Raw genomic sequence first — 17,340 nt, forward strand, 5'->3', positions numbered from 1 at the left:
AACAAATATCTCATGCAAATAAACAGGGTTACTCAAATTTTACTGCTCTCTCTGGGCTTAGGAATGAGTGGTAGCATGTCTTGGGCCAATTCAGTCACAACTGCTCCTGCCAGTCCAACGAATATAGAGCCAAGCCGATCAGGCTTGCTGGATCAGATTCCACGTTTGATCGATGCAACACCCACGGTTCTGCCGGAGCAATCAAATGTCGCCATTGTTCCATCCACGCTAGAGACAGAAAATTATTCATGGGCGGATCAAAAGCAGAAAGGCATCCGCGAATGGGCCGATCGTACTGCGCATAAAATTGATAACTGGTTTGGTGAAAGCGATCCGGATCAGCCAGCTGCAGCTACATTACGGATCATTCTAGATAATCGCTGGGATGAATATGAAGGCTATGAGATTAAGCCCCGAATCCGCGGCAAGATCAAGCTTCCGACCTTGGAACAAAAGCTGAGTGTGGTGTTTGGTGATGACAGTCTGGACAATGAATTAGACAGCAATGTCGCGATTACCAATGAAAATCCTGCCACTTCCGGAAATAAGCGTCTGGATACTAAACGTGCCCGTGAAGATAACAGCTCTTTTGCCTTACGTTGGTCTGAATGGTCAGATCGTATTCCTTTTGAAACCGATCTGGATCTGGGCTTACGTTCTGGAGATGATATTTACCTACGCGTCAAAGCCAGTAAAGATTGGACACTAGAAAATGACTACTCTTTTCATGCCGAACAGATTTATCGCTATGGTATTCAAAGCGAAAACTATTTACGGACCAACCTGGAACTGATTCATGCCCGTCCCAATCAGGCCTTTTTCTCTAATCAGCTCAGTCTGACTTATGCCGATGATCAAGACGATGATCTCACTTGGGACAACTACACCTTTAGGCAACATCAGTTTTTTCAAGACAACCGTTTTAGTTACGGCATTTATACCGGTGGTTATCTGAATGACAAGGATCTGCGTCTTAATCGCTGGGGCCCTTATGTGTCCTGGAGACAACCTTTTTTACGTGAATGGTTTTTTGTCCAGACTGACCTGAACTATTTGAATGATCATCGCGAGGATCGTGATCACTATGTTGGGGCTTTGGTACGTTTAGAAGCGTTATTTTAAACTGAATGATGGTAGAAAATATAAAAGCCCATCATTCATGGGCTTTTTTCAATATTACTGAGGCAATCAGCGCGGTAAGTATTAGCTGGTTTTATTCAAGATAATACGATCACTGCGTAGCACTCGTTTTTGCTGTAATGAAGGTTGCTCCATCACTGGCATATTGAAGCGAATACGATCGCTATGTTGCACACGTTGTAGTTTTGCTGCCTCTACTTTCGCAACTTTATAAAAACTGATTCGATCTGTGCGTACCATTTTTTCTGCAGCAGGTGCCGCTAGACTAACTTGGCTCATCGACATCAGGATTACAGCGCCCATACTGATCATCAGCTTAGATTTCATAACATTCTCTCTCCTTACTTAATGATCGTAATTATAAATCAAAAAACCAGTATTAATTTAAAATTCAGATTTAAAATCCGCAGGGATTTTTTTATCTTCACTATCGTTTTTCCAGATCATTTCTAGAAATGAAAAATGAAGCAGGCATAAAAAATCCCTCCGAAGAGGGATTTTCTCATTCAATATATCAGCACTTAAGCAAGCAGCAAACTATTAATGCGCTTGACATATTCAGCAGGATTTTCTGGTAATCCACCTTCTGCAATCACCGCTTGGTCGAAGATCACATTGGCCAGATCATCAAACTGCGCTGAGCCATCCAGTTTTTTCACCAACGGATGTCCCGGGTTAATTTCCAGAATCGGCTTGATATCTGGCACAGGTTGACCCGCATCTTTCAGCATACGAATCAGCTGTGGAGACAATTCACCTTCGCCAGTCACCAGACAAGCCGGAGAATCGACCAGACGCGTCGTCACCCGCACTTCTTTGGTCTTGTCTTTTAATGAATCCGTCAACTTATCCACCACCGGTTTAAACTGGGCTGCGGCTTCTTCAAGGGCTTTCTTCTCTTCTGCATCCTGAAGGTCACCTAAGTCAACCGCACCCTTAGACACGTTTTGCAAAGGCGTACCATCGAACTCATTCACGAAGTTCATCGCCCATTCATCCACGCGTTCGGTCATCAACAGAACTTCAATGCCTTTTTTCTTGAACAGTTCCAGTTGTGGTGAATTTTTCGCAGCATTCAGACTATCTGCAGTCACATAATAAATGGCTTTCTGCCCATCTTTCATACGTGCTTTATAGTCTGCCAATGATGTGCTGACTTCATCATTGGTCGACGTCGCATAACGCAGCAGTTTTAAGATACGTTCACGGTTACTGAAATCTTCGCCCAGACCTTCTTTCAATACTGAAGCAAATTCCTGATAGAAGGTCTTGAAATTTGCCTGATCTTTTTCATCTTCAGATTTAGCCAGATTATCCAAAATGGTCAGGATACGGCGGGTATTGCCTTCACGGATGGTTTTTACATCACGGCTTTCTTGCAGTAATTCACGGCTCACGTTCAATGGCAGATCGGCACTGTCCACCACACCTTGCACAAAGCGCAGGTAGTTTGGAATCAGGTTATCCGCATCATCCATAATGAACACACGTTTCACATACAGTTTGATACCCGCTTTGGATTCACGGGTGAAAATATCATGTGGCGCTTTACTTGGAATATATAATAACTGGGTATATTCAGTGCTGCCTTCAACCCGGTTATGCGCCCAAGCCAATGGCGCTGCGAAATCATGGCTCAAGTTCTTGTAGAACTCGACATACTGCTCTTCAGTGATTTCAGACTTGTTACGAGTCCATAATGCGCTGGCCGAGTTAATGACTTCCCACTCATCAGTTTTGACATACTGGCCGCCTTTAGAGGTTTCGCCTTCAGCCGCTTCTTCTTCCTGCCAGACTTCTTTTTGCATCTGGATTGGCAGGCTGATGTGGTCTGAATATTTATTGATAATCTGCTTCACTTTATAGCTTTGCAGATAATCCAGCGCATCGTCACGCAGATGCAGAATAATATCAGTACCACGTCCTTGTTTCGTGATCTGTTCAACTTCGAACTCACCGGTTCCTCCACTAATCCAGCGTACGCCTTCAGAGACATCTGTGCCGGCACGACGCGATTCTACCGTAATCTTGTCAGCCACAATAAAGCCGGAATAGAAACCGACACCAAACTGGCCAATCAATTGAGCATCGGCTTTTTGATCGCCGGTCAGTTTGGACATAAAGTCTTTGGTGCCTGATTTGGCAATAGTCCCTAAATTATCAATAGCTTCCTGCTCGCTTAAGCCAATCCCGTTGTCTGAAATGGTAATGGTTTTATTGTCTGCATCCAGACTGACACGAACGCGCAGATCAGGATCATTTTCATAAAATTCAGGATGGTTAATCCCTTCAAAACGTAATTTGTCACATGCATCTGAGGCATTCGAGATCAATTCGCGCAGGAAAATTTCAGGGTTTGAATAAAGCGAATGGGTCACGAGATGTAGTAACTGAGCCACTTCAGCCTGGAAACTATGTTTTTGTGCGCTAGACTCGCTCATTAATCACTCCTTTTATTTTAAATACAGGTCAATACTGTTGCCTATATGAATGGAGTGAGTTACTAAATTTTCAATAGCCAGTTGTATATTTTTTCTCAAGATATTTTATAAAGGATCGCTTGATCTGATCTGGCTTGCATTTGTAAAGGCTTAAGTTTAAGCCTTAATAAGGCCCAAGCTTATAAATACGTTGAAATTGCAGGTCTATTTGCTGCTGGCGCATATTATAGACTTGACTCAGACAGGACACAGATTCCTGACAGCGGTCACGAAACTGTAGCCATTTCACCTGATCGCGCTGGATCACCGAGCGGGTTCCCATAGGCACCATACGACGTAAAATATGATAGCTGGTACTCATCTTGACATCGGCATCATTGAGCAGGCGATGTTCACAAATCGCTTTCTCTGTCACGGTTTCAGCTTTCTGACAATCAAAACTTGCCGCATAGGTAGACCCTACCAGCAGGCTGAAGAAGATCACAATACCTTGGCTTAAAAACTTCATGCTGATCTTCCTTATTATTCAATTATTAAGTCGTATTCAATTAATATTTACTTTATTCATTTTAATATAGTTGAACATTGCCGATCTGCTCAATTTCAATAAGTTATAAATCGTTGTTATTTTGAAAAAAAAAGCCTCATTCAAGATGAGGCTTTTTTATTAAGCAAGACTAGAATTTAGAACTTGTAGCTATAACCGATCGTGTAAACCCAAGGATCAATATTCAAGTCGAATTTAGTATTATCAGCATCATCTAAAGTCACTTCAGGACTCAAATCTGCATAGCGCACGTCAGCAAATACTCCCCAGTTTTTGGCATCGGCTGGCTGATAATTAAAGCCAACCTGACCTGCCAAACCAAATTCCTCTTTCACATCTTTAGCCAGACCTTCTTCATCCCAAGCAATAAAAGCTGTGCCACCTACACCAATATATGGCGTAAAACGTGTTGCATTTTTAAAGTTATATTTAGCGGTAATTGTGGGTGGAAGATGCTTAATCTTGGCAATTTTCCCTAGACCCTGAGCAGAAATGTCGTGATTAAATGGCGTAGCTAATAAAAGTTCTGCAGAGATATTGTCATTAAAAAAGTATTCAACCGATGGCGTAAAACCATATTCTTGATCCGCTTCTACGACTAAACCTGGTGCAATTTCAGTGTCACTTGATGGTGCTAAAGAACTGGCACCAACTTTCACCTGCCATTGACCTGCCATCGCAGATGCAGAAAGACCCATTAATGCAATTAGAGCAGCTTGCTTTAACATTTTAAAATACCCCACAGGAAGAATAATTATTAAGAAAATAAATCTTAATTAATAATAAACACGAGGGAAAATAATATGCAATAAGGATTATAAAACTAATTTTAAATTATTATTTAAAATATTGATTTAAAAAGTTATTTATTTTAAATTTACTGAATTGGTTGGTTTTAAATACCAAGTATATTAATCAGATAAATATGGCTTTATTCAGAGTAAAATAATCAGGTTTATATTAATTTTTATTTAAACATATATTTTAAATACATCTTATTATTTATTTTAAATCCAGATGAATCTGCTCCAATAGATATCAGAGCAGATTGAAATTGACTTACAGAACCATGGCTGCAATCCAGCCAAAAATCATTAACGGAATATTAAAGTGAATGAAGGTTGGAATCACACTATCCTTCATATGATCATGCTGACCATCCATATTCAGACCAGAAGTTGGGCCTAAAGTTGAATCCGAAGCTGGAGAACCGGCATCACCCAAAGCTGCTGCAGTTCCGATAATCGCAATGGTCGCCGCAGGGCTAAAACCGAACTGGATACACAGCGGTACATAAATAATCGCTAGAATGGGAATGGTTGAGAAAGACGAACCAATGCCTAGGGTAATTAGCAAACCAATCAACAGCATCAGGAAGGCAGCCAATGCCTGACTATTACCAATCCAGTTTACTGATGCTTCAACCAAGGTTGGTACCTGATTAGTCGCTTCAATCACCGCGGCAAAGCCTTGTGCCGCAATCATGATAAAGCCAACTAGCGCCATCATGCGCATACCGGTAATGATCACATCATCCGCTTCTTTCCATTTAAAGATCCCGGCACAACTCAGGATTGCGACACCGACCAGACCGGCCAGAATCATCGAGTCTGAATAAAGCTGTACCGCCAATGTGGCAATAACTGCAAGGCCGGCCATCCAGATGGTAAATTTGGCAATCTGCGGTTTAACCTGCTCAGCCACACCTAATTCAGCGGAAATACTTTGCTGTTCCTGGACATAAATATCTTGATATTGACGTGGTTTGCGATAGCTAATAAAGATCGCCACCAATAAACCCACAAACATACCGAATACTGGAATTGCCATCGCAGATGGAATCTGGTCATAGCTAATTTCAAATCCGTATGGCTTACCAAAAGTATTGATGTTATGACCCAGAATGTCATTCAGGAAGATGGCACCAAAACCGACCGGAATCAGCATATAGGTGCCTACCAGACCAAAGGTCAGCAAACAGGCAATCAAACGACGGTCGAGCTTTAAATGGTTAAATACAGCCAATAGTGGCGGAATCAGTACCGGAATAAAGGCAATATGCACGGGAATAACGTTCTGCGAGAACACGGCAGCAATAGCAACTGTGAAAAAGATCAGATATTTCACCCGGTTTTGCGCTTTAAAATCGGCCTCACCTTTTAAGGTACTGATCATTTTATAAGCCAGCAAATCCGGTAAACCCGAACGTGCCAGAGCCAAAGCAAATGCACCTAAAATACCGTAAGCCAAGGCAATTTTAGCACCACCACCCAAGCCATTGTTAAACGCGTCCAAGGTTCCCTGCAGGCCTAGACCTGCCAATAAACCACCTGTAACAGCACCAATGACCAGGGCAAAAACCACAGGTACACGTGCCAACGAGAGTCCGAACATGACTCCAATAGCAGCAAGAATTGCGAACATAATGAATCGGAATAGAGAGAAAGCGGCTATTTTATCAGAAAATACGGATAAAAATTCCGCCACTTTTTTCTGGTCGGGTCATGTTTTGCGGAGTGGCTTATCAATGAGTGGTCGCAGATTTACGCTGAATAAACTCATCAATCAATTGAGCGACTTGCTCCGACTGACTCAGAATCGCCCAGTGATTGGCAGCCAGTTCTACTTTCGAGAAATCATCCACCCATTTGGACATCTCATCGACCAGATCTGGCCCGACAAACTGGTCATATTTCAGCACAATCGCCTGTACCGGACAGATGGCAAAGCGCTGCCGTGGTTGAGCTAAGCGTGGCAAAAAATTGGCCCGATACAGGTTCACACCATATTTGCCATCTTTGACAATATGCGGGTTGAGTGGCAGATCATCGTGTCTTTCCAGTTGCTGCACGATCTTGCCCCAACGCTGCGGATTAAAAAAATTCCAGGCCAACGGCGCCACTAAAGGCAACTGAAACATCGCGATATACCAAGATTTGCTCATTTGCTTTAAAAATTTTGCTTTGTTTTGCTGGAACTGTTCACGCATCCAGAAAGCGGCATGATCCAGACATGGCCCAGATAAGGTGCTATAAGACAGAATTCGCCCTTTAAAGCGTGGATCGGTGACAGATTCCCAGGACTGAATTGAGCCCCAGTCATGCGCGGCCAGATGAAAAGCACGATTCGGCAATACCTTATTCACCACCTCTTCCAGATCCTGACTTAAACGGGCCAAGCGGTAATCGGAGATTTTTTTGGGAATACTGGACTCCCCTGCGCCACGGACATCATAGGTCACCACAAAATAATCCTGACTCAAATGAGCAATGACTGGCTCCCAAACCGCTTGATGATCAGGATAGCCATGAACCAGTACCAAGGCCGGCTGTTCGGGTTGTCCATAAGTTTTGACACAGAGACGCTGCTGATCCGTGGTATCGACCCATTGCATGTGCATTTCCATCTTTTAATCCTGTTTTTATTATTGACCACTTAGTTTATAAATCGGCATGATTGATCAATGCCAGCGCATTTTTGTTGCTCTAGTATGCATAATCACAGCCGCAAAAAGAATGTCAGTATGAGCCTATTCCAGAAAATTCAAAAACTGCCTCTGGTTTCAAAATTTATTCTGAACCGCTATGCCCCTTATCGTGGTGCAGGCATTGAAATTAATAAGATTGATTTTAATAATTATCACGTTCGGGTCAAAATGCCGCTGACCCGTAAAAACCAGAATATTGTCGGTGTGCATTTTGGTGGCAGCCTGTATTCGATGGTCGATCCCTTTTACATGTTATTGCTGATGCATCATTTGGGGCCGAAATATCTGGTCTGGGATAAAGGCGCCAGCATTCAGTTTTTGGCACCGGGTCGCGGCACAGTGGTGGCGGATATTCGGATTTCTGCTGAAGAAATTACCACGATTATCAATCTGGCGGCCGATAATGCGCCAGTGTATCGACATTATCAGCTGAATATTTATGATGAAGCCGGGGTCAGAATTGCCGAAGTAGAAAAAACGGTGTATATCCGGCGGAAACAGAGCAAAGGGAAAATTAACGCTCCTAAATAAGATAAAAGCGCCACATTGGCGCTTTTAAATCTAGATGAATCTGAAGTAACTTTCGACTTAACGACGACGGTTATCCTGTTCAATCGCAGCACCGGCACCACCACCGATTGCACCACCAATTGCAGCACCCGCATTACCACCGAAGATGCTTTTACCGACTGCTGAACCAACAGCACCACCTACACCACTATAGGTCGCATTACGGTTTGAACCGCCTTGGGATTTACTACCCACTGCCGCACCGGCACCACCACCCACAGCTGCACCAACGCCACCGCCGACTTTATTACCGACACCACCACCCACTGCACCACCAAGGGCTGCAGCACCGATCCGTTGCTCATTGGCAGACATACTTTCACAACCCGCCAACATAAAGGTGGAAAGAGTGGCAACTGCCATAACACCCATTAATTTTTTCATGACCTTGGCCTTCCTGTCTTGCTTTAATTAAGCTTATCTTCATTTTATGAAACTAAAATTTGTAGCGTGTTACTTCTCTCGGTATTCCTGCTGAGTTTTGTAAATATCAATGGATTATTCTTCTATTCAAGATGTCTTATTTATAAATTTCAGACAAAAAAAAGACGCCCGAAGGCGTCTCTTTTCTCAGCTTTAACTCGAATTAGAATTCTTCGTTAAATGCCTGGCTTAGAGCTTGGTCTACATCAGAGAAGTCATTGTGCAGTTCAAATTCTGCAGCTTCTGCTTCTTGACGACGACGCTCCAGGTGGTAAGCCAAACCTGTACCCGCTGGGATCAGGCGACCTACAACCACGTTCTCTTTCAAGCCACGTAAGTCATCTTCTTTACCTGTTACAGCCGCTTCAGTTAACACACGCGTGGTTTCCTGGAACGATGCAGCAGAGATGAACGAGTCAGTAGAAAGCGATGCTTTGGTAATACCCATCAATTGACGTTCAAACTTCGCAGGGAACTTGTTTTGTGCAAGAACTGCTTGGTTTTCTTGAACAACGCGGATGTAATCCACTTGTTCGCCTTTGATAAAGCTGGTATCGCCGCCATCAGTGATATCAACTTTACGCAGCATTTGACGTACGATGACTTCAATATGCTTGTCGTTGATTTTTACACCTTGCAGACGATATACGTCCTGAACTTCGTTCACGATGTAGTTTGTAAGCGCAACTTCGCCTTTCAAACGTAAGATATCGTGCGGGTTCTGTGGACCATCAGAAATAGTTTCACCACGGTTCACATGTTCGCCTTCGAACACGTTAATCGTACGCCATTTCGGAATCAGCTCTTCATAAATCTCAGAGCCATCATCCGGCGTAATCACCAGACGGTTCTTACCTTTGGTCTCTTTACCAAAGCTTACAACACCCGACACTTCTGCAAGGATTGCATGCTCTTTTGGCTTACGTGCTTCGAACAAGTCAGCTACACGCGGCAGACCACCGGTAATATCACGGGTACGTGAAGTTTCTTGTGGTACACGACCGATGACATCACCGACACCAATCGTTTCGCCATCACGAACAGAAAGAATCGTGTTCTGTGGCAGGAAGTAGAACTGTTCGCCACCATCAACGGTATCCAACACAACAGCAGGACGCAAATCTTTACCTGACGCAGGACGTGAAGTCACTGGCAAGATTTCGATGGTTGACATACCTGTTGCATCATCAGTTTTAGAAGTAACCGTCACGCCATCAGCAATCTGGCTGAAACGTACTTTACCAGCAACTTCTGTTACCAATGGATGTGTATGCGGATCCCAAGTCGCCACAATACCGCCTGATTCTACAGCTTCGCCATCTTTCAGCAAGATAGACGCACCGTAAGGCAGTTTATAGCGCTCGCGCTCACGACCTAAATCATCCGCAATACCGATTTCACCTGAACGTGAAGTCGACACCAAATGACCTTTGGCATGTTGTACTGTTTTCACGTTGTGGAAACGTACTGTACCTTGGTTACGAACTTGTACACTGTTTGCAGCAGAAGTTCGGCTCGCAGCACCACCGACGTGGAAGGTACGCATCGTTAACTGTGTACCTGGCTCACCAATCGATTGAGCTGCCATTACACCAACAGACTCACCCGGGTTCACCTGATGACCACGTGCTAGGTCACGACCGTAACATTTCGCACATACACCGAAGGTAGACGCACAGTTCACGACTGAACGTACTTTAATTTCGTCGACACCCTGGCTTTCGATAAACGTCGCCAATTTCTCGTCAATTAACGTATTACGTGGAAGCAGAACTTCGTCTGTACCTACACGTTTCACATCTTCAGCAACCACACGACCCAATACTCGTGCACCCAGGTTTTCGATGACATCGCCACCTTGAATGAACGGAGTCATGACCAGACCGTCATACGTACCACAATCCGGCTCGGTAATGACCAAGTCTTGCGCAACGTCTACCAAACGACGAGTCAAGTAACCCGAGTTCGCAGTTTTCAGTGCTGTATCGGCCAAACCTTTACGCGCACCGTGTGTCGAGATGAAGTACTGAAGTACGGTCAAACCTTCACGGAAGTTCGCTTTAATTGGGGTTTCAATGATCGAGCCATCCGGCTTCGCCATCAAACCACGCATACCCGCCAACTGACGAATCTGAGCTGCCGAACCACGGGCACCCGAGTCAGACATCATGTAGATCGAGTTGAATGATTTTTGCTTCTCGTCTTCACCCTGTTTGTTCTTCACAGTAGTGAAAGACAAGTTGTCCATCATCGCTTTAGCAACCTGGTCATTGGTACGTGCCCAAATATCGACCACTTTGTTATAACGTTCGCCGGCAGTTACGAAACCTTGTTCGAACTGTTGTTCGATTTCACGAACTTCAGCTTCCGCTTTACCAATAATTGCTTGTTTTTGCGGTGGAATAACCATGTCTTCCATACCGACAGATACACCTGAACGCGTCGCCTGACGGAAGCCCAAGTACATCAATTGGTCAGCGAAGATAACAGTATCTTTCAGACCCAATTTACGGTAGCAAGAGTTAATTAACTTCGAGATGTTTTTCTTGGTCATCTCAACGTTAATTTGCTGGAAATCCATCCCTTCAGGTACAACTTCCCAAAGCAGGCAGCGACCAGGCGTCGTATCTACAATAATGGTTTGCTGTTCACGGTTACCGTCTTCGTCGATGACAGTCTGGTGTACACGTGCTTTAACGCGAGCGTGTAGATCAACCTGACCTGTTGCCAGTGCACGGTTTACTTCGTGAGTATCCGCGAACACCATGCCTTCACCTTTGGCATTGATTGCATCACGCGTGATGTAATACAAGCCCAAGACAACGTCCTGAGACGGTACGATGATTGGCTCACCATTCGCTGGAGACAAGATGTTATTCGTCGACATCATTAACGCACGAGCTTCAAGCTGAGCTTCAAGTGTTAATGGTACGTGTACCGCCATTTGGTCACCATCGAAGTCGGCGTTAAACGCAGCACATACGAGTGGGTGTAGACGGATCGCTTTACCTTCGATCAGGATCGGTTCAAATGCTTGAAGACCCAGACGGTGAAGTGTTGGCGCACGGTTCAACATTACTGGATGTTGACGAATCACGTGAGCAAGAACGTCCCAAACTTCTGGGGTTTCACGCTCAACCATTTTCTTCGCAGCTTTAATGGTAGTTGCTTGACCAGAAGCTTGTAGTTTCGCGAAAATGAATGGCTTGAACAGTTCAAGTGCCATTTTCTTCGGAAGACCACATTGATGCAAACGCAGGTTTGGACCAACAGTAATTACCGAACGACCAGAGTAGTCAACACGCTTACCAAGTAAGTTTTGACGGAAACGACCTTGCTTACCTTTGATCATGTCTGCCAAAGATTTAAGCGGACGCTTGTTCGAACCGGTAATTGCACGACCACGACGACCGTTATCCAGCAATGCATCTACAGACTCTTGTAACATACGTTTTTCGTTACGTACGATGATGTCTGGCGCTGCAAGGTCAAGAAGACGCTTCAAACGGTTGTTACGGTTGATCACACGACGATAAAGATCGTTCAGGTCAGAAGTCGCGAAACGACCACCTTCAAGTGGTACAAGCGGACGTAGATCTGGTGGAAGAACTGGAAGTACAGTTAACACCATCCATTCTGGCTTGTTGTTCGAATCGTTGAATGCTTCCATCAACTTCAAACGCTTAGACGCTTTTTTCAGCTTGGTTTCTGAAGTTGTAACAGGAATTTCTTCACGAAGACGCGCAATTTCAGCTTCAAGATCGATGTCTTTCAACAAGTCTTGAACCGCTTCAGCACCCATTTTCGCTGTGAATTCATCACCGTGTTCTTCTAATGCATTGAAGTATTCTTCATCGTTTAGAAGCTGGTATTTCTCAAATGGAGTCATACCCGGATCGGTCACTACATAAGATTCGAAATACAATACACGTTCAATATCACGTAGCGTCATGTCTAATAATAGACCGATACGGCTAGGCAATGATTTCAAGAACCAGATGTGTGCAACTGGAGATGCTAGCTCGATGTGACCCATACGTTCACGACGAACTTTCGCAGTTGTTACTTCAACGCCACATTTTTCACAAATGACGCCTTTGTATTTCATACGCTTGTATTTACCACACAAGCATTCGTAATCTTTCACTGGACCAAAGATTTTGGCACAGAACAAACCATCACGTTCAGGCTTGAACGTACGATAGTTAATGGTTTCTGGCTTTTTAACTTCACCGTGAGACCATGACTTAATCATTTCTGGTGACGCAAGACCAATACGGATGCGGTCAAACTCTACTGGAGCATGACCGTCTGAATCCGTCTTTTTGCGCATGATATCGAGCAAGTCTTTCAATTTTTTTCTCCGTGTGTTGTGGAGATTTTCACTCAACAACTGGGTCACAAATATTGTTTTTTAACTGAATTGGGAATCCCAAGAATCCCCCTCAATCCCCCTTTGTTAAGGGGGGAAGCCCCTCTTTATCAAAGAGGGGTTTGGGGAGATTTAATGGAGATTCTTAGTCACCATTTTTCAGTTCAATGTTGATACCTAAAGAACGGATCTCTTTGGTCAATACGTTGAACGATTCAGGCATGCCCGGGTCCATATAATGGTTGCCATCTACAATGTTCTTGTAGATACGGGTACGGCCTTCAACGTCATCCGATTTCACAGTCAGCATTTCTTGTAGCGTATATGCTGCACCGTAAGCTTCTAGTGCCCAGACTTCCATCTCACCGAAACGCTGACCACCGAATTGTGCTTTACCACCAAGCGGCTGTTGCGTAACTAGAGAGTAAGAACCAGTTGAACGCGCATGCATCTTGTCATCCACCAAGTGGTTCAGTTTCAGCATGTACATGTAACCAACAGTTACCGGACGGTCGAAACGCTCACCAGTACGACCATCATATAATACGGTCTGACCAGTACTAGACAGGCCTGCAAGTTGTAACAACTCTTTGATCTGACCTTCTTCAGCACCATCGAATACAGGAGTAGCCAAAGGTACACCAGCACGCAAGTTGCCAGAAAGTTTCAAGATTTCTTCATCAGTCAAGCTATCAAGATCTTCTTGCTCGCCACCAACTTTGTTGTAAATCTTGTCTAGGAAATCACGAAGCTCAAGTACAGTACGTTGCTCTTTCATCATCTTGTCGATTTGATCGCCAAGACCTTTCGCCGCCATACCCAAGTGAGTTTCAAGAATCTGACCCACGTTCATACGCGATGGTACGCCCAGCGGGTTCAATACGATATCAACAGGTACACCGTTGGCATCATGTGGCATGTCTTCTACTGGCAAGATGTTTGATACAACACCTTTGTTACCGTGACGACCCGCCATCTTATCACCAGGCTGGATGCGACGTTTCACAGCAAGATAAACTTTAACTACTTTCAATACGCCAGTCGTCAGTTCATCGCCTGTAGAAAGTTTGCGTTTTTTCTCAGCAAATTTCTCATCAATTTCGAAGCTCTTCTCTTTCAAGAACACTTGAATTTGAGTTAAACGTTCAGCAATTGCTTCGTCAACTGGTTGAATTTCAAGAAGATCAACAAGCTCTAAACCAGACAACACGTCTTCAGACAGTTTGTCGCCACGTTTAGTTGTACCGCCACCATTCGACTCTTGGCCATTCAGTAGGCGGATTACACGTTCACGTGCAGCTTCTTCGAAGATTTTGAATTCTTCTTTCAAGTCTTTACGGTATGCATCCAATTGCGCTTTTTCAATTGCTTGAGCACGTTCGTCTTTTTCAAGACCGTCACGTGTAAACACTTGAACGTCAATCACAGTACCTTTAGTACCTGATGGAACACGTAAAGATGAGTCTTTTACGTCAGCCGCTTTTTCACCGAAGATTGCACGTAGCAATTTTTCTTCCGGAGTAAGCTGTGTTTCACCTTTAGGGGTTACTTTACCAACAAGGATATCGCCAGCAGTTACTTCAGCACCGATGTAAACGATACCTGACTCGTCCAGTTTAGACAGAGCAGCTTCACCTACGTTCGGAATATCAGCAGTGATTTCTTCCGCACCCAGTTTGGTATCACGTGCAACACATGACAATTCCTGGATATGAATAGACGTTAAACGGTCTTCTTGAAGTACACGTTCAGAAAGTAAGATCGAGTCTTCGTAGTTGTAACCATTCCAGGTCATAAACGCAACGCGCATGTTTTGACCCAATGCCAGCTCACCGCCATCTGTTGATGGACCATCAGCCAGTACATCACCACGACCTACTTTATCGCCCAGGTTCACAAGAACTTTCTGGTTGATACAAGTGTTCTGGTTCGAACGGGTGTATTTGATCAGGTTGTAGATATCTACACCTGCTTCACCTGCGATCATTTCGTCTTCATTCACACGAATAACCACACGAGACGCATCAACAAACTCGATACGACCACCACGCTGAGCGATCACACATACACCTGAGTCATGTGCTACGTTCGCTTCCATACCGGTACCAACAAGCGGCTTGTCAGCGATCAACGTCGGAACTGCCTGACGTTGCATGTTCGAACCCATTAATGCACGGTTGGCATCATCGTGTTCTAGGAATGGAATCAGTGACGCTGCTACAGATACGACCTGCTGAGCAGATACATCCATATGCGTTACTTTTTCAGGAGGAATACGTACGAAGTCACCTTGATGACGAACAGATACAAACTCTTCTGTTAAGTTACCGTCTTTATCCATTGCAGAATCGGCCTGTGCAATGACAGTGCCTACTTCTTCAATCGCAGACAGGTATTCAACTTCATCTGTTACACGACCATCAACAACCTTACGGTATGGGGTTTCCAGGAAACCGAAGTTATTACATTTCGCATAAACAGAAAGCGAGTTGATCAAACCAATGTTTGGACCTTCCGGTGTTTCAATTGGACATACACGACCGTAGTGAGTTTGATGTACGTCACGTACTTCAAAGCCTGCACGTTCACGCGTCAAACCGCCGGGACCAAGCGCAGAAACACGACGTTTGTGCGTAATCTCAGATAACGGGTTGTTTTGGTCCATAAACTGAGACAACTGGCTTGAACCAAAGAATTCTTTGATTGCAGCAGCAACAGGCTTCGCATTGATCAAATCTTGTGGAGACAGGTTGTCAGTTTCAGCTTGTGATAAACGCTCTTTAACAGCACGTTCTACACGAACCAGACCTACACGGAATTGGTTTTCTGTCATTTCACCAACAGAACGAACACGACGGTTACCCAAGTGATCGATATCGTCGACTTCACCTTTACCGTTACGGATTTCAACTAATGTTTTTAATACATCAGTGATATCTTCGTTCGAGAGAATGCCTTCAACTTCACGTGATTTCTGGTCTGTACCCACTTCGTAAGGACGACCCAAACGACGGTTGAACTTCATACGACCCACTGGAGACAAGTCATAACGTTCAGAAGAGAAGAACAAGTTGTTGAATAAGTTTTCAGCAGCTTCTTTTGTTGGTGGTTCGCCCGGACGCATCACTTTGTAGATTTCTACCAATGCTTCTTCACGATTGCTCGTTGTATCTGCACGTAGAGAATCTGCAACGAATGAACCGCGGTCGATATCATTAGTGAACAGAATATTGAACTGTTTCACGCCGCCTTCTGCAATTTTCACCATGATTTCATGGCTTAATACAGTATTGGCTGCAATCACATCACCATCTTTTAATGGGATGTCTTCAGCAGTGATACGCTCATATAGGTACTCATCTGGCACTGCAAGTTTTTCAAGACCTGAAGCTTCCATTTGACGTACATGACGCGCATTGATACGTTTACCTTGCTCAACAATTGCCTTGCCATCCTTGTCCAGGATGTCAAACTGTGCCATTTCGCCACGCAGACGTTCAGGCACCAGGTCGATCTGGTAGCTACCCATGTCAAGATACACAGGTACTTTCTCGTAGAACATGTCGAGAATGTTTTCGTTGCTATAACCCAAGGCACGAAGCACCACAGTCGCAAGCAATTTACGACGACGGTCAATACGTACATAGACGAGGTCTTTGGCATCGAATTCAAAGTCTAACCATGAACCACGGTAAGGAATGATACGCGCTGAATAAAGGACTTTACCACTTGAGTGAGTCTTGCCTTTATCGTGGTCAAAGAATACGCCTGGTGAACGGTGTAATTGTGACACGATCACACGCTCGGTACCGTTAATTACAAAGGTACCGTTATCCGTCATTAATGGCATTTCGCCCATATAGACTTCTTGTTCACGTACGTCTTTAATTGACTTCGTTTCACGATCTTTCAAGATCAAACGAATTTTTACACGCATTGGTGCTGCATAAGTTGAGCCACGAAGGATACATTCGCGTACATCAAACTCAGGCTTACCAAGACTATACTCAACAAATTCTAAAGCAGCATTGCCAGAATAACTTTCAATAGGAAAAACTGAACGAAATGCGGCTTGGAGACCGATATCTTCGCGGTTTTTTGGTGATTTGCCATCTTGTAAGAATGTTCTGTACGAGTCGACTTGAATCGCGAGCAAGTACGGAGCATCCATGACGCTAGGCAATTTACCAAAATTCTTACGGATCCGTTTCTTTTCGGTATATGAGTATGCCATCTGGAGTCCTCGGAAAGTGTAAACCAAGCCCGCCTGCAGAACGGGCTCAGAAGGAATTACGCTGGCCGATATGGCCACCACTCTTTACAAATGCTGCAATTTTTAGTGGTATTAAAACGCTTATCA

Annotated in this window: 11 protein-coding genes; 2 read left to right on the forward strand and 9 right to left on the reverse strand. The window is 44.3% G+C overall.

The genetic code is table 11. The annotated features are described in order from the left end of the window. Positions 1 to 12: 12 nt before the first annotated feature. The gene (locus tag ACO1B7_RS05645) at positions 13 to 1,122 is read left to right on the forward strand and encodes a hypothetical protein (protein WP_005102854.1); all 1,110 of its coding nucleotides are present in this window, start codon (positions 13 to 15) and stop codon (positions 1,120 to 1,122) included. Between the two features lie 81 nt (positions 1,123 to 1,203). On the opposite strand, the gene ACO1B7_RS05650 is transcribed toward ACO1B7_RS05645, so the two are convergent. The 6 genes from ACO1B7_RS05650 to ACO1B7_RS05675 all read right to left on the reverse strand — a co-directional run bounded on the left by ACO1B7_RS05650 (position 1,204) and on the right by ACO1B7_RS05675 (position 7,534). Beyond that, positions 1,204 to 1,467, reverse strand: a complete 264-nt coding sequence (locus ACO1B7_RS05650; protein ID WP_005102851.1) for a hypothetical protein — start codon at positions 1,465 to 1,467, stop codon at positions 1,204 to 1,206. Between the two features lie 194 nt (positions 1,468 to 1,661). Beyond that, a complete protein-coding gene (gene htpG, locus ACO1B7_RS05655; RefSeq protein ID WP_005102849.1) occupies positions 1,662 to 3,581 on the reverse strand; it encodes a molecular chaperone HtpG in 1,920 nt (639 codons plus the stop codon). A 163-nt stretch (positions 3,582 to 3,744) separates the two neighbouring features. Then, entirely contained in the window at positions 3,745 to 4,089 is a 345-nt protein-coding gene (locus ACO1B7_RS05660; protein ID WP_004278601.1) for a lysozyme inhibitor LprI family protein, read from the reverse strand. Between the two features lie 176 nt (positions 4,090 to 4,265). Further along, positions 4,266 to 4,856 (reverse strand): OmpW/AlkL family protein, encoded by a 591-nt coding sequence (locus ACO1B7_RS05665; RefSeq protein WP_005108067.1) that lies wholly within the window; start codon positions 4,854 to 4,856, stop codon positions 4,266 to 4,268. A 331-nt stretch (positions 4,857 to 5,187) separates the two neighbouring features. Further along, on the reverse strand, positions 5,188 to 6,552 hold the full coding sequence (locus ACO1B7_RS05670) for a Na+/H+ antiporter family protein (protein ID WP_423089894.1): 1,365 nt from the start codon (positions 6,550 to 6,552) through the stop codon (positions 5,188 to 5,190). 100 nt (positions 6,553 to 6,652) lie between these two features. Further along, the gene (locus tag ACO1B7_RS05675) at positions 6,653 to 7,534 is read right to left on the reverse strand and encodes an alpha/beta fold hydrolase (protein ID WP_423089895.1); all 882 of its coding nucleotides are present in this window, start codon (positions 7,532 to 7,534) and stop codon (positions 6,653 to 6,655) included. Positions 7,535 to 7,651: 117 nt separating this feature from the next. Between ACO1B7_RS05675 and ACO1B7_RS05680 the strand changes: the two genes are divergently transcribed. Next, the gene (locus ACO1B7_RS05680) at positions 7,652 to 8,146 is read left to right on the forward strand and encodes a DUF4442 domain-containing protein (RefSeq protein WP_004278606.1); all 495 of its coding nucleotides are present in this window, start codon (positions 7,652 to 7,654) and stop codon (positions 8,144 to 8,146) included. Between the two features lie 57 nt (positions 8,147 to 8,203). Here the strand turns inward: ACO1B7_RS05680 and ACO1B7_RS05685 are convergent, their stop codons facing one another. The 3 genes from ACO1B7_RS05685 to rpoB all read right to left on the reverse strand — a co-directional run bounded on the left by ACO1B7_RS05685 (position 8,204) and on the right by rpoB (position 17,214). Next, positions 8,204 to 8,569, reverse strand: coding sequence for a glycine zipper domain-containing protein (locus tag ACO1B7_RS05685; RefSeq protein WP_005108070.1), 366 nt, complete (start codon positions 8,567 to 8,569; stop codon positions 8,204 to 8,206). Between the two features lie 202 nt (positions 8,570 to 8,771). Continuing rightward, positions 8,772 to 12,962: a DNA-directed RNA polymerase subunit beta' gene (rpoC, locus tag ACO1B7_RS05690; protein WP_253146789.1), complete on the reverse strand. Its 4,191-nt coding sequence runs from the start codon at positions 12,960 to 12,962 to the stop codon at positions 8,772 to 8,774. A 163-nt stretch (positions 12,963 to 13,125) separates the two neighbouring features. Beyond that, a complete protein-coding gene (rpoB, locus tag ACO1B7_RS05695) occupies positions 13,126 to 17,214 on the reverse strand; it encodes a DNA-directed RNA polymerase subunit beta (RefSeq protein ID WP_005102827.1) in 4,089 nt (1,362 codons plus the stop codon). Positions 17,215 to 17,340: the final 126 nt, after the last annotated feature.

The sequence above is a fragment of the Acinetobacter lwoffii genome, assembly GCF_049367455.1.
Lineage (GTDB): Bacteria > Pseudomonadota > Gammaproteobacteria > Pseudomonadales > Moraxellaceae > Acinetobacter > Acinetobacter lwoffii_W.